Below are 24,703 nucleotides of genomic sequence, written 5' to 3' on the forward strand. Positions count from 1 at the left end.
TAGCCTCCTGTAATATGCAGAATAAATATGTTCTGGTGTTGACAAGATAAGTATAGTCGGTCTAGACTTATAAGTAAAGATAATCTTACTTATATAAAGATTAATGCTACTTATAAATATGAAGTTTTCATGAAGGTCATAAGACCAAAATTTCATAAACCGTAACAATAGTATCTTGTTTTGAGTAAAAAGTAGAATATTAATAATGTATTACTATACTATTAGTATATAACAGAGGAGGATAAAATGGCAGTATCAGCAGATCTATATAGATCATTTTTAGGAGTTGGGTTGTATTTGTCATTTTCTCGCGCTGCAAAAGAGCTAGGTGTTTCGCAGTCCGCAATCAGTCAAAGTATCAAACAATTGGAAGGGGAATTAAAAATGCCTCTTTTTGTGCGCACTACTAAATCGGTAGCATTTACGCCAGAAGGCAAGGAATTATTCGATACAGTAGCCAAAGCGTTTTCCATTCTAGATAATGGGATTACGCAATTACAAGAACGGGTGAATCAAGCTTACGAAAGCTTGAATATTGCCGCCACAGATACACTATGTCGTCATTTCTTGTTGCCCTATTTTCATAAATGGCAATTGCAAGAAAATCAAATTGGCTTGCATATCATAAACAGACCGTCCCCAGATTGTGTGGAAATGGTCATTAATAAAGAAGTGCAGTTAGCTGTAGTTAATGACTACGAAGGTTTGCGTAGCAATACACAATTAGAAGTTACTACCTTGGCGAGCATTCAAGATATCTTTGTGGGCGGTCATGAATATAAAGGGGCAGGTTTCTTTGATCAAGGACGTTTGCTTAGCGAGCCGATGTTGTTGTTACAAAAAGGAACTGCTAGTCGTACCTTCTTTGATGAAGTAACACATGGCGCATGTAGCAAGCCGCGTTTTGAATTGAGCAGTGTCGATGTTCTCCTCGACTTGGTGGAAATCAACATGGGGATTGCGATGTTACCAAGTAATGTGGTACAAGAAAAAATGCAGGAAGGTTCTGTGGTGAAAATCGACACAGACATTCCGGTACCAACACGAGACATTGTTCTTGTTCGCTCTCGTCTCGTACCTCAATCAGAAGGGGCTGCTAGATTTACGAATTTATTGGTCAATCGCGAAGATAAACGAGATAAAATCTTATAATTATGAAAGAAAAACACACTTTACTCTTTTTTTAGATAAAGTGTGTTTTTTTGTTGACCCTAAGTGATGATTTACGTTAGAATTTAAAGATAGTTATGCGGAGGTAAAACGAAATGGAATTATTAAAACAACGCATTCGTGAAGAAGGTATTGTCTTAAACAATCGTGTATTAAAAGTTGATAGTTTTTTGAACCATCAAATCGACCCACAATTATTTAAAGCCATTGGCAAAGAAATTGCTGATCGCTATTGCGATGCTGGTGTACAACGTATTGTTACCATCGAAGCATCTGGTATTGCCTTGGCATTGATGGCCGCTCTTGAACTAGATGTGCCATTGGTATTTGCCCGTAAGAAAAAATCAATTCTTATGGTCGATGACGTATATCATTCTGTTGTATATTCTTATACAAAAGAAGAAAACTACGATATTACAATTTCTAAAAAATTCTTGCCAGCAGGCGAAAAAGTTTTGATTATCGATGATTTCTTGGCATCTGGTGAAGCGGCTATGGGGCTTGCAAAGCTTGTAAAGGATGCAGGCGATGAAGTAGTTGGTATGGCAATTGCTATTGAAAAATCATTCCAACCAGGTCGTGAGCGTTTAGAAAATGCAGGCTTCCGTGTGGAATCCTTGGTACGTATCAAAGAATTTAAAGATAATGAATGTATTTTTTTAGAAGACTAATATCAAAGGATTCTTTGGGAGAGAGGTAAAGCTAATGAATAGTAAAGCTGAGAAATTTGATGTACTTGTAGCTGATATAGAGCAAACAGGTAATAAATGGTTTACAAAAGAAGTTATTGAAGGCGATGAATATGGTACGGTTGTATATCATGGTCGTTTAGAAATTCATGGTAATTCCTTACCTGTATTTATCGTGTTAGATAACTCTGTGTTCTCCTACATTCGCGTTGCCATTACAACTACAAGCATTACAGCTGCGGCAATTAAAAAAGTATTGCCAAAATTGAATGAACTTAATCAACAATATAAAGTAACAAAATATTATGTCAACGATGAAGACAGCAATATTTATGCGGATATTTCTGTGCCAACTACAGATGATACTTTTGAACCAGCTGTATTGGTTAATCTCATGTTAGAGGTCATCAAACCTCACTTAGATGAAGTGCATCCAGATCTTTTGAAAATCGTTGGACAAGCAAAATAAGAGGTAATTATGAATCCTAAAGCATTAGCTTTTGACAAATTTATGAAGGCGGAAGAAATTACGGCTTTTGAACGTAAAGATTTTGAGGATGAAGATGGTACAGTTGTGTATCGTTCCTATATAAAATCACCACTTTGGGATATGCCGTTGTTCGTAATTTTAGATAATAGTATTTACAGTGTGATTCGTCTAGTTCTTGGACCTGAAAAGGTAACTGCACAGAATATGGCGGCTATCAATGCGTTGATTAATCGCGAAAATGCAACGTATAAAAACTATAAATTCTATATTGACGAACAAGACTCTACATTGTATTTAGACTGCGTTTATATGTGTGCAAATGATGAGTTTATACCAGAATTGATGTACGCATTAATGACATCTATTGTGGATTATATTCCTCAGTCTGTGGGCGATCTAAAAAATGCTTTTGAAAGCAATATACAATAAAATATAATACTCTGATTCTCTAATGAGCTCATGTTGAGCCTTGAGAACTATACTGAAAGAGACTCTATACTGCTGTATGGGGTCTCTTTTTTGAATCAAGGACGATTCGTATATAATAATTATTATTCGTAATATACTGTTCGATTGTAAAATATATTAAAGTATTATTCGGAATATATCGAACAATAATAAAAACTAATATAAATATTATTCGAAAAATGATTGACCAATAGAATTTGGTCTGCTACAATTTAATTACAGATAAGGAGGTGTTATCATGAACAAATATATTAACCTAACATTCGTTAATACTATGACTGTTTCTGCTAACGCTATCAGTGTGTAAACTCGGCTATTTAAGGTCGAGTTTTTTTTGTTGAGGAGGAACAATGAAGGTTGGCATTATTATGGGCAGTAAATCTGACCTAGAGACGATGAAAAAAGCATCTGCTATACTAGATGAATTTAATATTCCTTATGAAATGGTTATCGCTTCTGCACATCGTACACCGGAGGCTGTTAAGTCCTTTGTGGAGCGTCTAGAAGCAGAAGGAGCAATCGCCTTTATCGCTGGTGCTGGTGCGGCAGCTCACCTGCCGGGCGTAGTGGCAAGCTTTACTACGGTACCGGTTATTGGTATCCCTCTTAATGCAACCGCATTAAAAGGCATAGATTCCCTTTTGGCAATTGTACAAATGCCGTCTGGTATGCCGGTAGCTACGATGGCTGTAGATGGTGCTAAAAATGCAGCACTATTTGCAGTACAAATCGGTGCTACTTTCAACAAGGAACTAAAAGAAAAATATGTTGTCTATCGCAAAGATATGGCTGACAAGGTTTTAGCAGATAATGCTGCATTACAAGCAGAGTTAAATAAATAATTATTACATAGGAGGATTACTATCATGGCTAATATCGATTTGGAAAAATTAACACTTTTATACGAAGGCAAAGCAAAACAAGTGTATCAAACAGATGACAAGGAAACATATATTGTTCACTACAAAGATGATGCCACTGCATTTAATGGTGAAAAACATGATACTATCCTTGGTAAAGGCGTATTGAATAATAAAATTTCCTCATTCTTCTTTGAATTATTGAAAAAAGAAGGCATTCCAACACATTTCGTTCGTCGTGAAGATGACCGTAACCAAACAGTATTGATGTTGAACATTGTTCCTCTAGAAGTTATCGTTCGTAATATTGCTGCTGGTTCTATGGCTAAACGTTTTGGCATTGAAGAAGGTACGCCTCTTAAACATCCAATTCTTGAATTCTGCTACAAAAATGATGAACTTGGCGATCCATTTGCCAACGAATCTCAAATCACAGCTCTTGGCTGGGCTACGCAAGAACAATTGGATAGAATTTCCGAAATTACTATGAAGGTTAACGATATCCTTAAAAACTTCTTGGCTACTAAGAATGTAACATTAGTCGATTTTAAACTTGAATTTGGTACACATAATGGAGAAGTATTGCTTGGTGACGAAATTTCTCCTGATACATGCCGTTTCTGGGATGCAACAACAGGTGAAAAACTCGACAAAGACCGTTTCCGTCGCGACCTTGGCAATATCGAAGAAGCTTATAAAGAAATGTTATTCCGCTTAACGGGCGAACGTGCATAACCTGGGGGTTATTGATGAACTACGATCCAATTTTTGACAAATGGCATGAAGAATGTGGCGTCTTTGGTGTGTTTGACCGCACTGTTGACGTTGCACGATATGTATACTGGGGATTGTTTGCCCTTCAGCACCGCGGACAAGAAAGCGCAGGTATAGCTATTACCGACGGCAATGAAGTGGCCCTAAAAAAAGGCATGGGTTTATTGACCGAGGCTATCAAGGAATTACCAACATTGAAAAGCCATATGGGGACTGGTCATGTTCGGTATTCTACAACAGGCTCTAATAACCCACGTAATATTCAACCTCTTGTAATCCATTATCAAGGTGGCCAAATTGCGGTAGCCCATAATGGCAATTTGACGAATGCCCTAGGCATCCGTCGTCAACTTGAAGCAGATGGTTCCATTTTTCAAACAACTATGGATTCAGAGGTTATCGTTAACTTAATTGCTCGTTCTAAGGCTGATACGCAAGAGGAACGCATTGCTGATGCGGCACGTCAAATCGAAGGTGCCTTCTCGTTGGTTATTACTACTAACGACTCTCTCGTGGGGCTTCGCGATCCTCAAGGCTTTAGACCTCTTTGTTTGGGCAAGACTGAACATGGCTATGTGTTATCTAGTGAAAGCTGCGCCTTTGATGCTATAAAAGCTGAATTTATTCGCGATATTGACCCAGGTGAGATGGTTGTTATCGATGATCGTGGTGTACGCAGCACAATCTATGCAGAACCTCAAAAAATTGATAAAAAACTTTGTGTCTTTGAATATATTTATTTTGCGCGCTCCGATAGTAAAATTGATGGCCAATCTGTATATGAAACACGACTCAATATGGGACGTGAACTATATAATGAAACTAAATATGATGCAGATATCGTCATGTCTATTCCAGACTCTGGCACGACGGCTGCTCTTGGATATGCTCGTGCATCGGGCATCCCTTTCGCAGAAGGTTTGATTAAAAATCGATACAGTGGACGTACATTTATTAAACCTAATCAAGAAGAACGGGAACTAGCTGTGCGCATGAAACTAAATGCTATGCCAGAGGTTGTAGGCGGTAAACGTATTGTATTAATTGATGACTCTATCGTGCGTGGTACCACAAGCGGCCTTATCGTTAAGATGTTAAAAGAGGCAGGCGCTAAGGAAATCTATATGTGTGTTAGCTCGCCAGCTATCGAATATTCTTGTCACTATGGTATTGATACGTCGGTTCGTAAAGAATTGATTGCGGCCACACATACAATTGAAGAAATTAGAGATTATATTAAGGCAGATAAATTGCATTATCTATCTAGAGAGGGCTTATGCCGAGCTGTTAGTGGCGTACCAGAAGCGGATTTATGTTTCGCTTGTTTCAATGGCGATTACAGGGTAGATGTGCCTACAGAACAAGAGGAAGGGGTCAAATATGTGCTCGAATAAAACAGGATTAACCTATCGTGATGCAGGTGTAGATATCGATGCCGGTAACAAAGCCGTAGAGTTAATGAAGGAATCAGTAAAACGAACATACACGCCTGGCGTTGTAGGTGATTTAGGCGGCTTTGGGGGCCTCTATTCATTAGCAGGCCACTCCATGCAAGAACCTATGCTCGTATCTGGCACAGACGGTGTTGGCACAAAATTGCGCCTCGCTATCATGATGGATAAACATGATACGATTGGACAAGACTGTGTTGCCATGAGTGTAAATGATATTCTTGTGCAAGGGGCAACGCCTCTGTTCTTCTTAGACTATGTAGCGGTTGGTAAACTTGATCCAGTGCAAGTCGCTGATATCGTACGCGGCGTCGCTAATGCTTGTGAAGAATCAGGTTGTGCTCTCCTTGGTGGGGAAACAGCTGAGATGGCTGGTTTCTATGGTGAAGGGGACTATGATGTAGCAGGTTTTGCCGTAGGTATTGTAGATCGTCCTAAACTGATTACAGGTGAACATATTAAATCTGGTGATGTCATTCTTGGTTTGCCATCCTCCGGTATTCATTCCAATGGGTTCTCCTTGGTTCGTAAAATCGTTTTCGACCATAAGGGTTTCTCTATAGATCAAGACATTCCAGAATTTGGTAAAACCCTTGGCGAAGAACTATTAACTCCAACACGCTTGTATCCTAAAGCTGTATTACCATTGATTAAAGAAAAATATATCAAAGGTATGGTTCATATCACAGGCGGTGGTTTCTATGAAAACATTCCACGCGTACTACCAAATGGCGTAACTGCTGAGGTAGATTGTGATACATGGCCACGCCTTCCTGTGTTTACTAAATTGCAAGAATGGGGCAATGTGGATTGGCATGAAATGTACCGTACGTTTAACATGGGTATCGGTATGATTCTCATCGTCGATGCCGATGATGTAGATACGGTGAAAGCTAATCTTGAAAGCCGAAATGAAGCTGTATATGAAATTGGTCGTATCGTTGCAGGCGAAGGTCCTGTTGTCGTAAAAGGGGCGGTATTTAATGACTAATTCCGTATCTAAAAAGCGTCTTGCTCTATTTGCCAGTGGTAGAGGCTCAAATGGCGAAGCCTTGTACAAGGCGATGCAAGAGGGGCTTATCAATGGAGAGTTTGTCGTTATTATTACAGACCATGCAGATGCAGGTATTGTAGAACGCTCTAAAGGATGGGGCATTCCACTTATTGCTATTGGACGTAGTCAATTTGATTCAAAGCAAGCCTTTGAACAAGCTCAATTGGATGCTCTTGAGCCGTATTGTGTCGATGGCATTGTATTGGCCGGCTATATGCGTATTGTAGGGGCCGGCCTTATTGCTCGTTATGAGCATAAGATTTTAAATATTCATCCTGCTCTATTGCCATCCTTTCCAGGGCTTCATGGTCATCAACAGGCTATTGATGCGGGCGTAAAAGTAACTGGTTGTACCGTTCATTTTGTAGATGCCGGTATGGATACAGGTCCTATCATCATGCAAAATACAGTTCCTGTATATCCAGATGATACAGAGGATACTTTGTCCGAACGATTATTGCCCGTAGAACATGCGACCTATCGTGAAGCACTTCGCTTGTTCTGTGAAGATGCATTACGCATAGACGGACGCGTTGTACATTATATTTAGGAGGAATGATGATTCAAAACGCATTACTTAGTGTTTCTGATAAAACAGGTATTGTTGACTTTGCAAAAGGTCTTGTAGAGTTAGGGGTGACCATCTATTCTACAGGTGGCACGTTGAAAGCTATTACTGATGCAGGCATTCCTGCAAAGGCTGTAGAATCTCTTACCGGTTTTCCTGAAATGATGGATGGTCGTGTAAAGACGTTACATCCAAAGGTACATGGTGGCATCTTAGCGATTCGTGATAATGCAAAGCATCAAGCCGCTATGGAAGAACACGGTATTTTGCCAATCGATTTAGTGGTAGTAAATTTATATCCTTTCCGCGAAACGATTGCAAAACCAAATGTTTCATTAGAAGATGCTATTGAAAACATCGATATTGGGGGACCAACTATGGTGCGCTCTGCGGCTAAAAATAATGCGTATGTAGGCATAGTAGTTAACCCTGATCACTATGATGAAATTTTAGAAATGCTTAGAACAAATGGTGCATTGACGCAAGACTATCGTTTTGCACTTGCTAAAGAAGCCTTTGCTCATACAGCTGCTTATGATACGGCTATTGCTAATTATATGAGTGGTGTTATTGGAGAAGGTCCTACACCGCCTGAATATTTAAGTGCCTATGAAAAGGTAATGGATCTTCGGTATGGCGAAAATCCGCATCAAAAAGCGGCCTTCTACAAAGAAATTGGCTCCGCTCATGGCATGGGAGCATTAAAACAACTACACGGTAAGGAATTATCTTATAACAATATCGTCGATATGGAAGCTGCGTGGAATATGGTGTGGGAATTTACTAATCCTGCTGCTTGCATTATTAAGCATACGAATCCTTGTGGTGCTGCAACGGCAGCAACATTACATGATGCCTATGTTAATGCGTACGAAGCCGATTCTGTATCCGCCTTTGGTGGTATCGTTGCGTTAAATCGCGAAGTTGATGCGGCCACTGCCGAAGAAATGAGCAAGATTTTCTTAGAAGTTATCATGGCGCCAGCTTTCACAAAGGAAGCTCTAGATATTTTGGAAGCGAAGAAAAATATTCGTCTCATCGAGTTATCTAAGCCTGAATCTGGCCAAGTGACTGTGAAAAAGGTGTCTGGCGGTATGCTTGTACAAACGGAAGATGACATCATAGAGGACCGTGCTAATTATAAGGTTGTTACAAAGGTACAACCTACGGAAGAACAATGGAAAGCTCTTGAATTTGCATGGAAGCTTGTAAAGCATGTAAAGTCCAATGCTATCTTAATTTCTAACGAGAAACGAACACTAGGTGTTGGAGCTGGTCAAATGAATCGCGTTGGATCTGCAAAAATTGCCCTTGAGCAAGCTGGAGAGGCTGCAAAAGGGGCTGTTCTTGCATCTGATGCATTCTTCCCGTTCGGCGATACTGTAGAAACGGCTGCAAAACATGGTATTGCTGCTATTATCCAACCAGGTGGTTCTATTCGTGATGAAGAATCCATCAAGGCTGCCGATGAAGCTGGAATTGCGATGGTATTTACAGATATTCGTCACTTTAAACATTAATAGAGTATAGTTATAAAGTTGTAACCTCAATGCTATGTTGCAGTCCTGTTAGTAGGTGATGTATCAAGTGTTGAGGTTACTATGTCTATATTGTTTGGGAGGTATATATGAAGATTTGTGTCATTGGCAATGGTGGTCGTGAACACGCTATTGCTTGGCGTTTATCCATCAGCCCTAGTGTAGAAAAGGTGTATGCTGTACCTGGTAGTGCGGCTATGAGCAATTGTGCAGAATTAGTTGGCATTGATTGGTCACAAACAGATCTTCTTATTAGATTTTTAAAAGATAATAAGATTGATCTTGTTGTGGTTGGCCCAGAGGCTCCACTGGTAGCCGGTCTTGCAGATAAACTAAATGCGGTAGGAATTCCTGTATTCGGTCCATCCAAGGCGGCTGCTCAACTAGAGGGGTCTAAGGTATTTGCTAAAGAGCTTATGAAAAAATATGATATTCCTACTGCCGCTTATGGCGTATTCTCAGATGTAGATGAAGCAAAACAATTTATTGCTAAAACAGGGGCCCCTATTGTGGTGAAAGCAGATGGCCTAGCAGCTGGCAAGGGTGTTGTAGTAGCAATGACTGTTGAAGAAGCTAATGCAGCAGTTGATGACATGCTAAGCGGAAACCGCTTTGGTGAGGCTGGAAGTACCGTTGTTATCGAAGAATTTATGGAAGGTGAAGAAGCGAGCCTTCTTGCCTTTGTAGATGGTAAGACCGTAGTTCCTATGATCGCATCTCAAGACCATAAGCGCATCTTTGATGGTGATAAAGGTCCTAATACAGGAGGTATGGGTACCTATGCACCAGCACCTGTTTTAACCGATGCATTACGCGATGAAGCTATGAAATCTATCTTAGAACCGATGGTAGCAGCTATGGAACAAGAAGGTATGCCATATGTGGGATGCCTTTATGCAGGGCTTATGATTACAAATGAAGGTCCTAAAGTTGTGGAATTTAATGCACGTTTTGGTGATCCAGAAACACAAGTTGTACTGCCATTATTAGAAGGTGATTTAGGTCAAATCATGATGGCCTGTGCTACTGGTACATTAAAGGTGGATATGGTGAAATGGAAAGATTCCTCTGCAGCCTGTGTAATACTTGCATCAAAGGGCTATCCTGAAACTTCTTCTAAGGGTGATGTTATCTTAGGTGAACTTGTACAATATGATACATCTATTATTTTCCATTCTGGTACTAAATTAGAAGGTGAACACTATGTAACCAATGGTGGTCGAGTTCTCGGTGTTGTTGGGCTTGGCAAGGACCTTCGGACAGCTTTAGATCGGGCTTATGAACGGGTGAATCATATTACTTTTAAAGGTATGCAATATCGTAAGGATATTGGGGCAAAAGCTTTCAAATAATATAGAATCCTCTACACAGTATGTGCTATGCATAAGGTGTGGAGGATTTTTATTTTCTACAATTTACTACGTACCTATGATATAATAATATCGATATAAAGAGAGCCCACCAACGTGGATGGCGTTAGGCGCATCTCTATAATTTTGAAACTGATTGATGACGCCTAACGTGTAGAAGTGAAGTAGTACTTCTGCACGTTAGGTGTTTTGCTATAGTCTATTTTATTCTGTAATAGCGATATACAATTATGATATATAACAAAGAACCGTTACAACTGAATAATCCAGTAGCTTTTTGGCTTAATTTCCCCAATGAGGAACGCGTTTTTTGGGTGGATCGTCAAAGTGACCGTATCGTTGTAGGCGCTAAACGTCTGGCTACAGTTCAAGATGATGAGGACCGCCATAATTATGCTTATGTATTTTATGGGGATACTTTTTTTGAGCAATCAAAGGACCCTAAATGGGCTGGCATGGGCCATGAAATGATTGCTTTCACCCATTACTACATTGTAGAAAATGGGGAATCCTTTTACTTGCATGCTGGTGAAGGTGTGAAAATTGAGGATTTTGCTGTGCCTCGTATTCGTCATGACTATAAGGAAACTAGCGATGATAAGGCGGATTGGGATCGTTTAATGACAGCTATTGCCAATGGTATCAACGGTGGAGAAATGACGAAGGTTGTTTCCTCTCGTGAGGTGGAATTCACTAGTGAAACACCATATAATGTAGCCAGCATTTTAGCGAACTTAGTAGATAATAATCCGAATTGCTTTATCTTTGGCTATGAGAAGGATAGGCGCACCTTTGTGGGGGCCTCTCCTGAAATTTTGGTGCGTCATCGTGGTAGTGAAATTCTTAGCTATGCATTGGCTGGAACCGCACCAAAGGACGGCCCTAATGCGTGGACTAAGGAACAGTTGCTAAGTGATAAGAAAAATCTCTTTGAACATAATATCGTCCGTGACCGTATTGTAAATACGATGAAGCAAATCACTCCAGACGTTACGGTGGAGGAAACTGGCATTATGGAGCTAGCTCATCTCTATCATTTGCGTACCATTATTACTGCAAAAGATAGCACAAAATCTCTCGTAGAATGGGCAAAATTACTACATCCAACACCGGCTCTTGGTGGTGAACCACGAGACAAGGCGATGGCTCTCTTAGAAACATACGAAGCTCATGAGCGCGGTATGTACGCTGCACCATTTGGCTTTATGAAGGATATGGGGGATGGCATTGTTGTCGTTGCCATTCGTTCTGCCTTGATCATGGATAATATTCTCTATGCCTATGCAGGATGTGGTGTTGTAGCTGATTCTGATGCGGATGAAGAATATATAGAGACTAATAATAAAATGCGCACCATATTGGATGCGTTATAAACATTTCCACATCTAACAGTAGGGGTGTTTGAAAGGAAATAGGATGAACGAATATATTGCTGCCTTGGTGGATGAGTTCCATCAACTCGGCGTCCGTCATGCTGTGTTTAGCCCTGGTTCTCGTTCTACAACGATGGCCATGCTCTTCACTGAACATGAAGGATTCACAACATATATGAATATAGATGAGCGCTCTGCTAGCTTTATGGCTCTCGGTATTGCAAAGGCTCATAGGGTACCAACTGTACTCGTGTGCACCTCTGGTTCGGCTGTGGCCCATTATTTGCCAGCTCTTTTAGAGGCTCAATACAGTGGGGTGCCGTTAATTATACTCTCTGCAGATAGACCGCATACCTTGCAATATGTAGGGGCACCTCAGACGGTGGATCAACATAAAATCTTTGGTTCTGCTGTAAATTACTACGAAGAATTAGCAGTGCCTCAAGAATCTCATTACTATACATACCCTCGTCAGGTAGCTCGCAAGGCTTACATGAAGGCGATGGATATAAAAAAAGGTCCTGTACATATCAATGTACCTCTTTTTGAACCTTTAGTACCTGAACTAGACTCCAAACATTTTGAAGGGGGACGTAGTCCTTATCAAGTGGTACAGGCAAACTGGATTGGAGAATCCTTTAATGCTAATCCGCTGCTTGAAAAATTTAAACGCATACTTATCTTAGCTGGACCACAGGTTGATGTAGACGAGGCGCAAAGTATTTTTACTTTTGCAAAGAATTTACAAGCCCCTATATTGGCGGATTCATTATCTAATGTACGACGTTGTAATGCAGAAAATACAACAGATCCTGAGAATGACGTAATTATCTCTACATATGATGCTTTTTTAACAGATAAGGATGTCTGGACACTCGTAAAGCCTGATTGCATTATTCAGTTTGGCCAAATTGTTGTGTCTAAACGAGTACAACAAATGCTTGCTAGCTGGGATGGTGTGGAATATATTGAGGTCAATCCTACATCAGACTGGATGAATCCAACAGGGATGACTACAATACATATGCAAGCTAATATTCCTGTGTTTATAAATCTGTATGGCATAAAACAAGGATCTAGTGAATATCTAAAAAAATGGCAATATTTAGAACATGTAGCCAAGCAGCAACTCAGTCTTGCTGAACAAGAGAGCACATGTTTTGAAGGCCGCACCATTCAGGAATTACAAAAATTTATTCCAGAGGATAGTCAAATCTTAGTAGCCAATAGTATGACAATTCGAGATTTTGATTATTTTTGGTTCTCTGGTAAATCTAGCGCTGTTCTTTATGGCAATCGTGGTGTTAATGGTATCGATGGTACTATATCAACTGCATTAGGTCTTGCTACAAATGGCAAACCCACATATTTGGTGACAGGGGATTTATCCTTTTTTCATGACATGAATGGTTTAGCTGTCGCTAAAACACATGGGCTTAATTTGACCATCATATTGCACAATAATGATGGAGGCGGAATTTTTGAATATTTACCGCAAAAGGGTACCAAGCATTTTGATTATCTGTTCTCCACGGAACAAGGCTTAGATTATGATGGGGCTGCTCGTCTGTATGGTTGTGGCTATACTAAATTAACTTATCCTGATGAACTTCAGGCGGCTTTGGCTGCGTCTAGTATAGAACAGGGGGTTCATATTATTGAAATCCCTACAAGCCGTGAAGGTAGTTGTGACTTACACAAAACATATACAACTATTTCTATTGATATGGAGGTGTTACAATGAGCCAATATGCTTGTAATATTGTAGAAAACTCCATATATAATCCAACGCTTCGCATGTATATCGACCTTGGTGAGTATCGATATGGGGTGACGCTAGCTGGTGCCGGTAAACCTCTTGTGTGTTTACATGGTTTTTCTGAGTCTGGTTATACCTGGGATGGCATCGTTGTGCCAGGCTATCAACTTATCCGTATCGATACGATTGGACATGGAGATTCGGATATTCCAGAGGATGAGACTGCTTTTTCTATTCCTACTATGCTCAACGATTTGCATACGGTGATTTCTGCCGTGGCTGGTGAAAGCTATTCTCTCATGGGATACTCCATGGGGGCACGAATAGCTTTACTATATGCTCTTGAGTATAGTTCTGAAATTGAAAACCTCATCTTAGAAAGTGGTTCATTTGGTATTGAATCAGACGTAGAGCGACAAGCGCGTAAAGCTGCTGATGAACAATTAGCACTAGCTATTGAAGATAATGATGGAGAGTGGTTTGCTGCTAAATGGGCTGACATTTCTATTTTTGAAAGTCAACATCAGCTTTCACCAGTTGTACAAGATAAGTTGTTTCAACGTCGGGCCCATAATAGTCCTTATGCATTAGCAGCTACATTGCGTGGCTCGGGGCAAGGTGTAATGCCCTATGTGGGTCATCGATTACAAGAATTATCCATGCCATCTTTATATATTAGTGGCGCACTAGATACAAAATATACTACAATAGGAGAAGAACTGTTTAGTAATGTACCAAACTGTGAACATGTTATCGTCAATGGGGCGGGACATAATGTACATTTAGAAAAGCCGGGTCCGTTTATGACGGCCTTAGCAGATTTTTTATATAAGGAAAGGTAACATTCATGAGCAAATTTGATTGGAAAGTATTGGATCGTAATTATGAAGATGTAATTTACGAAACATACAATGGTATTGCAAAAATTACTATTAACCGTCCAGAGGTGCGCAACGCGTTCCGTCCTAAAACAGTTATGGAATTAATCGACGCTTTTACAGTAGCTCGCGAAGATAACGAAGTAGGCGTAATCGTGTTAACTGGTGCTAACCACGGTAAAGGCGAAGATAAAGAAGCATTCTGTTCTGGTGGCGACCAAAGCGTGCGCGGTCACGGTGGTTATGTAGGTGACGATAATGTGCCTCGCTTGAACGTTCTCGATTTACAACGTTTGATTCGCGTTATCCCTAAACCTGTTATTGCCATGGTTAACGGTTTTGCTATCGGTGGTGGTCATGTATTGCACATCGTATGTGACCTTACTATCGCTTCTGAAAATGCTAAATTCGGTCAAACTGGTCCTCGCGTAGGCTCCTTCGATGCTGGTTACGGCGCAGGCTATTTGGCTCGTATGATCGGTCATAAACGCGCTCGTGAAGTATGGTTCTTGTGCCGTCAATACACTGCTGCTCAAGCGTATGAAATGGGCATGGTTAACACAGTTGTACCATTCGACAAGTTGGAAGAAGAAACAGTTCAATGGTGTAATGAAATCCTTGAATTGTCCCCAATGGCATTGCGTATGTTGAAAGGTGCCTTCAACGCCGATACTGATGGTCTTGCAGGCTTACAACAATTTGCAGGGGATGCTACATTGATGTACTACACAATCGATGAAGCAAAAGAAGGTCGTGACGCGTTCAAAGAAAAACGCAAACCAAACTTCAAACAATTCCCTAAATTCCCTTAATCGGACTATGGTTATCAGTCCTTATGTGTGGACCTGAACCCTTTACATAATAAGCAGTGCGCCTCTATATGAGGCGCCTTTCTTATACGTATATGTTTTATAGTATTATGGCTAGCTAAGAGGTGAGATGATGGAATGGTTACGACATGGAAAACAGTACTATCCGAATCGTATATGTATGAATAATTACACCTATCAGGATATATATAGTGCTGTTGTGAACGTGGCGACGCGATTACAAACACTGTCAGATACACGTATCGCTATAGTGTCGGATAACTCCGTAACAATGGCCGTTTATCTCTTGGCAGCCATGCTAGTCCGCAAAGAGGCACTCTTATTAAATGTTCATCTTACAGCGGGCGAAATAGAAAAACAGTTATGTGAGCTGCATATTACAACCGTGTTACATAGTGCTAAGCGACGGACACAAGTCCCAGCATCCGTAATAGCCATTGAGTTTGAATCCGTGGAAGCTATGTTGTGTGATATAGCAGAGGATACCTTTGATTGGACCTTTGCTGAGCATGACATAGCTGCTATTATGAATACCAGTGCTACAACAGGGCAGTTTAAATCAGTGCCGCTTCGTTGGAGTCAAATTAAGTCTCATGTACAAGCATCACAAGCGGTGTTGGGTAGAACAGAGCAGGACAATTGGTTCATGGTGTTGCCGTTGTTTCATGTAAGCGGATTATCCATCTTGATGAGATCTTTGTATAATGGTACGGCTATGACTATTATGGAATCCTATGACGAAGAACAAGTACTGCAATATATTCATGATGGTCGCATTAATATGATGTCTCTGGTACCTACCATCTTAAAGAAGTTAGAACCGCGCATTACTCACCATCAATTGCGTGTCATCTTATTGGGCGGTGAATTTATACCGCGACCTCTAGTTGATGCATGTATAGCAAAGCAGTTACCAATTTATAAAACCTATGGTATGACGGAAACTTTTAGTCAAAGCGTGACCATGCCTGTATTATCAAATCTAAATAAACTCGATTCGGTAGGTAAACCCTTGCCGAGGATGACTGTACATATCGTAAATCCTGATGTCGATGGGGTTGGGGAAATCCATTTAAATGGGCCCATGGTTATGAGTGGTTATATCAATCGCGAGCCGATTCATGGCGATTTTAATACCGATGATATGGGTTATGTCGATGAAGATGGGTTTTTATACATCTTAAACCGCCGTACAGATTTGATTATTTCTGGAGGCGAGAATATCTATCCGAAGGAAATTGAAGATACTGTGTATGCTATGCAAGGTGTGAAGGAATGTGCGGTTATTCCTGTAGCCGATACGAAATGGGGGCAGGTGCCCGCACTATTTGTTGCTTTTGATGATATAGATGCATTAGGTGCCGATTTGAAAATGATCGTGCGAGACTATCTTTCTAGTAAGCTAGCCAAATACAAGGTGCCTAAATACATTACAATTATGGATGCATTGCCACGTAATGGGACAGGTAAGATTATGCGTAAGTCGTTGGCCGCCCATCTCGATATGACTGCGTCAAATGGAGGTTCTCATGAATGATGTATTGAACTTTAAATCCATAACGACGTATCGTGTGGCTTTGCCGTTAAAGTTTGAATTTAAAACGGCTAAGGGTACTGTTCGTGTTCGTGAAAGTATCATCGTTCGTATCGAGGATCAACAAGGCTATGTTGGATACGGGGAATGTGTCGCTTTCACAGACCCTTTTTATACGGCGGAAACTGTTGATTCCGCATGGAAACAATTGGTGGATACCTATATTCTAGAGTTGCGCTTGATGCGGCCAAAACCATTAATGGCCTATATTCGGCAGTTACAATTTTGGTTAAAGCGCGATAATATGCCCATGACGATAGCAGGCCTTGAAAATGCTTTAATTAATCTAGATTGCAACCGAAAAGGCGTGAATTCTGTGTCGTATATCATGGGGCAGCCTTTAGAATCAACTATTTCCAATGGCATCGTCATTGGTGACGTGTCCATGGATGAACTATTAGGTATCGTGGAACAGCATGTAGCCAATGGTTGTAAACGAATTAAACTCAAGGTATCGCCTCGTGATGGTTATGAACGGACACGACTTGTGCGTGATGCTTATCCAGCTCTAGCATTAGCTGTTGATGCTAATCAAAGTTATACCTATGACCAGCTAGATATGGTGGCTGCCTATAATGATTTGCATTTGCTCTGCATAGAGGAACCCTTTAGCATGACGAATTTGACTACCTATAAAGCGTGGAAGAAATCGTTGCTTAATTGGCCTATTACGACCGCTATTTGTTTAGATGAGTCGATGTTATCCTATGATGACTTATCTTATGCAATCGAATATAGATTAATAGATGTACTCAATGTAAAAGCAGGTCGTCTTGGGGGCTTAATACAGACGCGAGCCGCTATTTTACGATGCCGCGAAGCAGGTATTCCCTACTGGATTGGTAGTATGGTTGAATCAGGAATCTCAAAGATATTACATGTTCAACTTGCTGCCTTAGGTGATACCTATATGGCAGGGGATTTATCTGATTCTAGTCGCTATTTTGAACATGACCTTATCAATCCAGAAATTTTATTTACCGATGGGACCATGCAGGTGCCTAATGGTGCTGGTCTTGGCGTTGATGTATTGGATAATCGTATTGAAGAATATACAGTGGAGAAGCGAACACTATGACAATGATAGACGCATTACAAATCGATTGTGTAGAGCTAACCGGACCTACCAGTGGGCAAGGGGTGATGCATTTAACTAGTTATCATGCGCAACCACAAGGCTATCTCAATGGCGGAGCTACCTTGGCCTTTGGTGAAATTTTATCGGGGATGCTCAGCAATCAACTGATTCGAGATGATCAATTTGCTGTAGGACAATCGGTAACCGCAAATCACATGCGCCCTATGAAAGCAGAAGGCGATTTGATTGCTAAAGGACAGCTACTCTTACAAGGGAAAACATCTCATGTTTGGCGCTTTGATATGTATGATGAAAGCCATCGCTTGATATCTCAGGTTACCGTAACCTGTGCGATAGTACCTAAAAATCGATAAGAAAAAAGACCTCTTTTTGTAAGCTGATACGGAAAAGAGGTAGAGGGTAGCAAAATTCGACTTTGGCCCTGCGAAGCCCGAAGGGCGTAGACAGACCCGGCCGGTGGAGAATTTTATTACCATCTACCTCTACAAACGTATTTGCTACGAAAGAGGTCTTTATTTTCTTGTGATTTTATAGAGTGCTTCGATATCTGGGATATCGTAGATGGCCCAAGTTCCATCACCGATGTGCTTCATAAGTACTCGGATGGGAGCTGTTTGGTTTGTTTTTGTATTGTGAATCGTTACGGTTACTGTGGCGGTATCGCCATTATCTTCAGAGGTAATGTTTTTTATCTCCCAATGTCGTTGTTTAAATAATTCACCCCGTTGGATGCGGTCTACCATAGAAAACGTATTGGATGTGTCTTCGCTTTCAACATCTGAATCACTACTATTTTGCGATTTGAAACTATCTGGATCCTCTACATATTTACGAATTACATCATCAAGAAGGGCTGGTCCAAATGTTTTTGTTGCTGCCACAGCGGCCTTGCCTAATGGTGAGGATGTATCCACATAGGTGTTGCCCTCGCGGGTAACGATATTTTTAACCAATGATGTTGTATCGATGTGCTCCAATACCGTATCCGCATCTTTGTTTTCAACGGCTTCACGGATAGTTTGGAACGTATAGACTGGTGTATGAGGAATATACCATAAGAAATACCACATAGCGCTCAGTGCAGCTATGATGGCAATAATAATTGCTATTGTTAATGTTTTTGATCTCATAATGTTGCTCCGATGTATATAATACATATATTTTAACACATAAATTTCTCCTTCTCTATAGTTGTCAGCGCTTTAGATTATAGGTATAATAAAATATACTCATTTTATATTCATTATTAAAATGAATGTGTAAGAGAGGAGTTAGAAATGAAAGACAAATTAATACTAAAAGCTCTGGTTTGCAGTGCTTTTATGTGCAGTCTAAGTGTGGGAACGATGGCTGCAGATGTGAGCACCGATGTAAAAGCTGGGGATACTGAACAAAGTAGCTGGATGGACCGTACGGATATCGGTATTGGGTTACAAGGTACTCAGAAAGATTCTTATCATGATTATGCAATGCCTAATAAACAAATGACTGATAATAATCTAAGCTATGATACACGATTCCATTATCATAATCATAATTCTAAGCAGAAAATGAACGCAAAGTATTTTATAGAAACATTGCAACCTATAAAGAAATATGGCAAAAATGTCAAATCTATGGTGTTTGTACAAGGGCGCTTAGATGGTAATGGTGGCGAAAAAGTTTCCACTACTACATATTGGAATGGTTCGGATTCAGATTTTGGAAGAATGGACGGTCAAGGAACTTATATTGATAAAGGTGAAGTAGTAGAACATGATACGCTTGGTGTTGTCGGTACTGCTGGTATTGGCTATCGCCGTCTTAGTACACATGAGCATGCCTACGTCGGTGCCAATGTATTCTATGACTATGCTTTTAAAAATAAATTTTCTCGTGTTAGTACAGGATTAGAATATGTAGCTGGTCTAAATACGATTAGTGTCAATGTATACCATGGACTATCAGAAAAAAAGGTGGGGCCTTATGACATTAACACACCTTTGCGTCAAGTACCACGGGCAATAGATTTTCATGATAGCTTTAGTACACCACCTGATGGTATTCATAGAACACCTCGATATTCTTATGAACATGTATTGGATGGCTTTGATATACGGTATACACGAGATTATAAGAATGCCCGTTGGCTATCTAGTTATGTGGAAGGATATCATTGGAAAACAAAAGCACCAGGAGAACATCCAGAAGATATGTTCTATATTGACCAACATAAGTGGCAATCCATACATGGGCTAAAGGTAGGCGCTAAAATGAATGTGACGCCTCATATTTCTGTAGATCTAGGTATTGGTAAAAGTAATATTAGTTCTGTAGAACCGTATGTATCTATTATGTATACATTAGGTAAGTCTAAATATGCGTACTTTGGTGGTAAGCATAGTGAAAATGTGATGACTTCGGCACGTTCTAAGATGTTTGATAAGGTTAAACGCAGTGATATGAAGGTTGAGTATTATTGGGAACAAGACTTGCGTGACGGTCCTTGGGATCATTTATAATTAGTATCATATCTGTAGAAATACTATATAATAATTAATTTAATATAGTTATATTTGAATTGGCACCTAAAGTTCCCTTGTAGAATTTTAGGTGCCAATTTTATTTCTGTAATTTGGGGATATAATCTGGAGTATATTGAAGCATACTGAATATAAATGGCTATTATATACGATTTTTGATGTATAATTCTTATTTCTATATATTTTGGAGAGATTCATCAAAAAATTAGAAAAAAGTACTTGCATTATATTAGTGGCTCATGTTAATATATACGAGTAGTCAACGAGAGTTGATACGCGGCCCCGTGGTGTAGCGGTTAACATGTCGCCCTGTCACGGCGAAGATCGTCAGTTCAAATCTGATCGGGGTCGCCATTTTTTTTTACAAAAAACATGCCTCGGTAGCTCAGTCGGTAGAGCAACGGACTGAAAATCCGTGTGTCGACAGTTCGATTCTGTCCTGAGGCACCATTTTTGTATTCCACGCGGTTGTGGTGGAATGGCAGACACGCCATCTTGAGGGGGTGGTGAGCGTACGCTCGTGAGGGTTCAAGTCCCTCCAACCGCACCAAATATAAGGACCTACAGTTCACTGTAGGTCCTTCTTTTATATCTGTATGAGCAGAGTTTTATGGGAGAGATATGATTAAAAAAAGTATTGCCTTATGCATGTTTTCGCTAGCATTGTCTTGTCAATCTAGTTTGGCTGTATCAGTAGAAAATCAAAGTCAGACGTCAAGTATTACAATCAAAAGTAATATAAAATCTGAAGATTCTTTAAAGTCAGAGTTTGTTGAAGTTATTCCTGGTGCTTTTAAAAGAGTCGGGATGGGCAATTCAAAAACACCAAGAAAGCTTTCAGCAGAAGAAATTGAGTTATTGAAAGCACAAAGTCAGAAACGAGCTAAACAACGATTATTAGAACTACAAAAGTCAGATATGAATGTGGAGTATCAAATTTTTGATCTCCTTTATAATGATCGGGATGAAAAGGCACTCAAACAAATTACGCGCTACAATACGTTAGAAACAAATAAGCAAGGCTATGGATATGGCAGTAGAGATAAACCATTACGTATCGTAAGTCCTTATATGAGAAAAAATGGACACGGGGAAATTAAATTAACGAATCCAGTTAATATTCCATCCTACAGAACGCGTGCAGATAAGAATAAAGCAAGTGATAAAGAATTCAAAGCCTTTCTAGAAAAGAATAAAGGGAAATCTTATGATCTGTATACGGCTAGAACTAAAGAGGAGATAAAAGAATCAATAGAGGCATTTTTTAAGCCCATAGAGTTAATTGAGTATCCTATTAATAATCCTAAGGATTATAAGCTAGTTGCTACGATTCCAGGGTTTCCTAAACAAATACCTAGCTTTGCAAAGAATATTCATCTACATAGTAATCCCCCGTTCTTACAAGGCGGTTCATATGTACAACTGGCTTTTGGTGGTACACCAGATCAATTGAAGCCTTACATTGATGAGGCACGGATTGATTCTAAAGTTGTCATTTCAAAATCTGATCTATCCAATGTATATGTAAAAAACTATGTTGATTCAGATATGGAATATGCAGATACTTTGAAAACCTTAATGCCTACATCGATAATTATTGTAGAAAATACAACAGTATCTATGGGCAAATATGTACAAAATCAAGTGGATAATCCTATTGAGAAATCTGTTGATGAAATGTATGCATTACAGAATCAAGTGTTGGCTGAATTTAATAAGATTAAGATTGATGGTGAGGATAGCGAAGCTAAGTATAAACGTTATGTAGAAACGCGCAAGAGAGTAGAGGCTGAGCGAGATACATTAAAACCTAAACCGACGGATACGGTAGGTTTAGGTAAGAAGAAATATCCTATTTATACAGAGTTGGAGAATCGAAAACTACAGAAACAATATTTACATAGATTGTCTTTTAATGAAGACACGGTAGAAATGCCTGCTGATTATGTAATATATTTATTTGATTTTGGTGGTAATTGGAATCATCCATATGCGTTGGGCGCAGCGGTGAGCCCTGAGAAAAATTATATTATTTATTTCTGTCGACGCGGTTAATTGTAGGTTTAATATTGTAATTAGCTGATTTAATCTCTTTATAAATGGCAATTATTAAACTAAAAATAAATTATTGACATAAATTATTTTAAAATATAAAATAATTGTAGACATACTGGCGTGTCATAAAGGGACTTAGAGAGCCTAGCCAGATTTAATATGATATAGTTCGAGAGATCTATATACAACTAAAGACATGTTGCTGAGAGAGACGAGAGACTAGTAACATGTCTTTTTTGTGTGCTTAAAAAGGTTTATCATACAACTAGTTATAAAAATTACTTCATGAATCATTTAGTTGATTGATAAATATACTTAAAAATAAATAAAATATTGACATTAGAATTATAAACAAATATATTGATGGTGACATTCATTTTCATAAATAGAGATAGAGAAAATGATATAACAACTATAGTGTGAGAGCTTTAGGAGGGAACTTTCAAATGAATAAGGTCTATCGAGTTATTTTTAATGTCAAAAAAGGTTGCTATACTGTTGTAAAGGTCGTGCAGCTACAGAAGAACAATTAAGTGCTGTACGTAAAGAGATAAAAGATAGTGGTACTGTGATTAATCAACAAATTACGAATGTCGATAATCGTGTTAATACGGTAGAAAGTAAAATTAATACTGTTCAATCTCAAGTGTCTACATTAACTGAACGGGCAGATAAAACATATGCACGCATTCAAACTGTAGAACAATCTGTACAATCCGTAGATTCCAAGGTGACAAAGGTTGATGCTCGTGTTACAAGTGTTGAAACTAAGGTGAGTACAATTGATACAAGTGTTACAAATCTTGGTAAAGAGGTAAAATCAAATACAGAAACATTAACGGCACATACTGCTACTACTAATAACCGTTTTGCTACTATTGAAAGCAATATTAATACATTAGATCAACGTGTTGGTAGTATAGAATCAGGTATTGCTTCTGTTAACCAACGAGTGTCTAATCTTGATAGTCGCATTAATAAGGTTGGTGCAGGTGCAGCCGCACTAGCTGCTTTGCATCCTGTTAGTGGAGATGGTACTAAATTCGGTGTGGCTGCTGGTGTTGGTATCTATAATGGTCAAAAGGCAGTGGCAATAGGCGGTTCTTATAACCCTAATGACATGACCACAATTAGTGTTGGTGGCGCTGTAGGAAATGGCGAAAATATGATTAACGCTGGAGTATCCGTTAAAGTGGGAGCGGGTAATGCTATGAGTAAGGCACAAATGAATAGTCAAATTAGAACCTTACAAGCAGAAAATAATGCATTAAAAGCTAAGGATGCTACACAAGACACTCAATTACAAGAACTTCGTGCAGAAATTGCTGCATTAAAAGCAAGCATGATAAAATAATATAATTATAATTATAGACAGGCACCTCCTTGTGTATTACAATGTAATACACAAGGAGGTGCTTTGTATGTCAAATATTTCTGTGAGACTTAATGAACAAGAAGAAACACTGTTTAAAACGTATGCGGAATTTATGGATGAAACCTTGTCAACACTATTTAAAAAAGCGTTACTAGAAAAAATCGAAAATGACTTTGATCTTAGAGTGGGTCAAGAAGCTTTGAAAGAATATAAACAGGATCCTGTTACATATTCTGTAGCAGAAATGCGTGCAAAGTATGGTTTATAAGCTAGAGTTTAGTAAACGGTTTGACCGACAATTTTCAAAGTTGGATAAGTCAACACAACGTTATATTTTTAATTGGTTGATAAAACATTTGGATAATGTAGAAAATCCACGATATTCTGGTAAATCGTTAACTGGTAATAAACAAGGATTGTGGCGGTATAGAATTGGCAACTATAGAGTTATTGTTGACATTAGTGATACGAATTGTGTGATTATAGCGGTAGAAGTAGGTCATCGAAAATTTATTTATAAGTAGAGGTCATATTAATGAAATACTTACGTCGTGAATTAAATCAAGTAGAAAAAGAATATTTAAAACAATTTGGCGAAGGCTCTTTAAACCGTGTTATTCTCCACGATCCAGATACAAAGGATAAACAAGAAGTCCAAGATACCATTGATATCCTAAAAGAAGCTATGGCAAAAAATAAACCTCTAGAACAAGTTCCAGAGGAAATGTGGAAGATTATTGAGTTATAGAGTATTTGCGTGGTTGTATGACATGTATACCAACCATT

25 protein-coding genes and 3 tRNA genes are annotated in these 24,703 nt (G+C 39.3%); 27 read left to right on the forward strand and 1 reads right to left on the reverse strand.

The window, feature by feature from the left end:
* The first annotated feature begins 246 nt into the window (after nucleotides 1–246).
* The 18 genes from VEI_RS01620 to VEI_RS01705 all read left to right on the forward strand — a co-directional run bounded on the left by VEI_RS01620 (nucleotide 247) and on the right by VEI_RS01705 (nucleotide 18,318).
* Nucleotides 247–1,152 carry a LysR family transcriptional regulator gene (locus VEI_RS01620; RefSeq protein ID WP_059361558.1) on the forward strand — a complete coding sequence of 302 codons (906 nt, stop codon included), beginning with the start codon at nucleotides 247–249 and terminating at the stop codon, nucleotides 1,150–1,152.
* A 113-nt stretch (nucleotides 1,153–1,265) separates the two neighbouring features.
* Nucleotides 1,266–1,841, forward strand: a complete 576-nt coding sequence (locus tag VEI_RS01625) for a xanthine phosphoribosyltransferase (RefSeq protein ID WP_059361559.1) — start codon at nucleotides 1,266–1,268, stop codon at nucleotides 1,839–1,841.
* A 34-nt stretch (nucleotides 1,842–1,875) separates the two neighbouring features.
* Complete coding sequence (locus VEI_RS01630; protein WP_059361560.1) at nucleotides 1,876–2,328, forward strand: hypothetical protein; 453 nt, start codon at nucleotides 1,876–1,878, stop codon at nucleotides 2,326–2,328.
* A 9-nt stretch (nucleotides 2,329–2,337) separates the two neighbouring features.
* Nucleotides 2,338–2,778 carry a hypothetical protein gene (locus VEI_RS01635; protein WP_059361561.1) on the forward strand — a complete coding sequence of 147 codons (441 nt, stop codon included), beginning with the start codon at nucleotides 2,338–2,340 and terminating at the stop codon, nucleotides 2,776–2,778.
* A gap of 389 nt (nucleotides 2,779–3,167) precedes the next feature.
* A complete protein-coding gene (gene purE, locus VEI_RS01640) occupies nucleotides 3,168–3,659 on the forward strand; it encodes a 5-(carboxyamino)imidazole ribonucleotide mutase (protein ID WP_059361562.1) in 492 nt (163 codons plus the stop codon).
* A gap of 24 nt (nucleotides 3,660–3,683) precedes the next feature.
* Nucleotides 3,684–4,412: a phosphoribosylaminoimidazolesuccinocarboxamide synthase gene (gene purC / locus VEI_RS01645; protein ID WP_072073192.1), complete on the forward strand. Its 729-nt coding sequence runs from the start codon at nucleotides 3,684–3,686 to the stop codon at nucleotides 4,410–4,412.
* Nucleotides 4,413–4,426: 14 nt separating this feature from the next.
* A complete protein-coding gene (gene purF, locus VEI_RS01650; RefSeq protein ID WP_059361563.1) occupies nucleotides 4,427–5,845 on the forward strand; it encodes an amidophosphoribosyltransferase in 1,419 nt (472 codons plus the stop codon).
* Nucleotides 5,832–6,893 (forward strand): phosphoribosylformylglycinamidine cyclo-ligase, encoded by a 1,062-nt coding sequence (gene purM, locus VEI_RS01655; RefSeq protein ID WP_059361564.1) that lies wholly within the window; start codon nucleotides 5,832–5,834, stop codon nucleotides 6,891–6,893. Before purF ends, purM begins: the two co-directional genes overlap by 14 nt.
* On the forward strand, nucleotides 6,886–7,506 hold the full coding sequence (gene purN, locus VEI_RS01660; RefSeq protein WP_059361565.1) for a phosphoribosylglycinamide formyltransferase: 621 nt from the start codon (nucleotides 6,886–6,888) through the stop codon (nucleotides 7,504–7,506). The genes purM and purN overlap by 8 nt, the downstream gene beginning before the upstream one ends.
* A gap of 8 nt (nucleotides 7,507–7,514) precedes the next feature.
* Complete coding sequence (purH, locus tag VEI_RS01665; RefSeq protein WP_059361566.1) at nucleotides 7,515–9,044, forward strand: bifunctional phosphoribosylaminoimidazolecarboxamide formyltransferase/IMP cyclohydrolase; 1,530 nt, start codon at nucleotides 7,515–7,517, stop codon at nucleotides 9,042–9,044.
* A gap of 107 nt (nucleotides 9,045–9,151) precedes the next feature.
* Entirely contained in the window at nucleotides 9,152–10,414 is a 1,263-nt protein-coding gene (purD, locus tag VEI_RS01670; RefSeq protein ID WP_059361567.1) for a phosphoribosylamine--glycine ligase, read from the forward strand.
* A gap of 248 nt (nucleotides 10,415–10,662) precedes the next feature.
* A complete protein-coding gene (locus VEI_RS01675) occupies nucleotides 10,663–11,805 on the forward strand; it encodes an isochorismate synthase (RefSeq protein ID WP_059361568.1) in 1,143 nt (380 codons plus the stop codon).
* Nucleotides 11,806–11,848: 43 nt separating this feature from the next.
* Complete coding sequence (gene menD / locus VEI_RS01680) at nucleotides 11,849–13,549, forward strand: 2-succinyl-5-enolpyruvyl-6-hydroxy-3-cyclohexene-1-carboxylic-acid synthase (protein WP_059361569.1); 1,701 nt, start codon at nucleotides 11,849–11,851, stop codon at nucleotides 13,547–13,549.
* A complete protein-coding gene (menH, locus tag VEI_RS01685; protein WP_059361570.1) occupies nucleotides 13,546–14,406 on the forward strand; it encodes a 2-succinyl-6-hydroxy-2,4-cyclohexadiene-1-carboxylate synthase in 861 nt (286 codons plus the stop codon). Before menD ends, menH begins: the two co-directional genes overlap by 4 nt.
* A 5-nt stretch (nucleotides 14,407–14,411) precedes the next feature.
* Entirely contained in the window at nucleotides 14,412–15,254 is an 843-nt protein-coding gene (menB, locus tag VEI_RS01690; RefSeq protein ID WP_059361571.1) for a 1,4-dihydroxy-2-naphthoyl-CoA synthase, read from the forward strand.
* A gap of 127 nt (nucleotides 15,255–15,381) precedes the next feature.
* A complete protein-coding gene (gene menE, locus VEI_RS01695) occupies nucleotides 15,382–16,809 on the forward strand; it encodes an o-succinylbenzoate--CoA ligase (RefSeq protein ID WP_059361572.1) in 1,428 nt (475 codons plus the stop codon).
* On the forward strand, nucleotides 16,802–17,944 hold the full coding sequence (menC, locus tag VEI_RS01700) for an o-succinylbenzoate synthase (RefSeq protein ID WP_059361573.1): 1,143 nt from the start codon (nucleotides 16,802–16,804) through the stop codon (nucleotides 17,942–17,944). Before menE ends, menC begins: the two co-directional genes overlap by 8 nt.
* Entirely contained in the window at nucleotides 17,941–18,318 is a 378-nt protein-coding gene (locus tag VEI_RS01705; protein ID WP_005382168.1) for a PaaI family thioesterase, read from the forward strand. Before menC ends, VEI_RS01705 begins: the two co-directional genes overlap by 4 nt.
* 159 nt (nucleotides 18,319–18,477) lie before the next feature.
* On the opposite strand, the gene VEI_RS01710 is transcribed toward VEI_RS01705, so the two are convergent.
* The gene (locus tag VEI_RS01710) at nucleotides 18,478–19,095 is read right to left on the reverse strand and encodes a DUF2939 domain-containing protein (protein ID WP_059361630.1); all 618 of its coding nucleotides are present in this window, start codon (nucleotides 19,093–19,095) and stop codon (nucleotides 18,478–18,480) included.
* Nucleotides 19,096–19,242: 147 nt separating this feature from the next.
* Here VEI_RS01710 and VEI_RS01715 point away from each other — a divergent pair, with 147 nt between their 5' ends.
* The 9 genes from VEI_RS01715 (at nucleotide 19,243) to VEI_RS01755 (ending at nucleotide 24,665) form a co-directional block, all read left to right on the forward strand.
* Nucleotides 19,243–20,466, forward strand: coding sequence for an inverse autotransporter beta domain-containing protein (locus VEI_RS01715; RefSeq protein WP_059361574.1), 1,224 nt, complete (start codon nucleotides 19,243–19,245; stop codon nucleotides 20,464–20,466).
* A gap of 299 nt (nucleotides 20,467–20,765) precedes the next feature.
* Nucleotides 20,766–20,841: transfer RNA gene (locus VEI_RS01720), tRNA-Asp, on the forward strand.
* 20 nt (nucleotides 20,842–20,861) lie between these two features.
* A tRNA-Phe gene (locus VEI_RS01725) sits at nucleotides 20,862–20,937 on the forward strand.
* A gap of 14 nt (nucleotides 20,938–20,951) precedes the next feature.
* A tRNA-Leu gene (locus VEI_RS01730) sits at nucleotides 20,952–21,037 on the forward strand.
* A 71-nt stretch (nucleotides 21,038–21,108) separates the two neighbouring features.
* Nucleotides 21,109–22,542, forward strand: a complete 1,434-nt coding sequence (locus VEI_RS01735) for a hypothetical protein (RefSeq protein ID WP_059361575.1) — start codon at nucleotides 21,109–21,111, stop codon at nucleotides 22,540–22,542.
* Nucleotides 22,543–23,029: 487 nt separating this feature from the next.
* Complete coding sequence (locus VEI_RS10050) at nucleotides 23,030–23,896, forward strand: YadA C-terminal domain-containing protein (protein ID WP_082161444.1); 867 nt, start codon at nucleotides 23,030–23,032, stop codon at nucleotides 23,894–23,896.
* A 67-nt stretch (nucleotides 23,897–23,963) separates the two neighbouring features.
* Nucleotides 23,964–24,185 carry a type II toxin-antitoxin system RelB family antitoxin gene (gene relB, locus VEI_RS01745; protein WP_016475958.1) on the forward strand — a complete coding sequence of 74 codons (222 nt, stop codon included), beginning with the start codon at nucleotides 23,964–23,966 and terminating at the stop codon, nucleotides 24,183–24,185.
* The gene (locus VEI_RS01750; RefSeq protein WP_038124768.1) at nucleotides 24,175–24,441 is read left to right on the forward strand and encodes a type II toxin-antitoxin system RelE family toxin; all 267 of its coding nucleotides are present in this window, start codon (nucleotides 24,175–24,177) and stop codon (nucleotides 24,439–24,441) included. Before relB ends, VEI_RS01750 begins: the two co-directional genes overlap by 11 nt.
* Before the next feature lie 11 nt (nucleotides 24,442–24,452).
* Entirely contained in the window at nucleotides 24,453–24,665 is a 213-nt protein-coding gene (locus VEI_RS01755) for a hypothetical protein (RefSeq protein WP_059361576.1), read from the forward strand.
* Nucleotides 24,666–24,703 lie beyond the last annotated feature (38 nt).

It is taken from the genome of Veillonella tobetsuensis (genome assembly GCF_001078375.1).
In the GTDB taxonomy this organism is placed as follows: Bacteria; Bacillota; Negativicutes; order Veillonellales; family Veillonellaceae; genus Veillonella; species Veillonella tobetsuensis.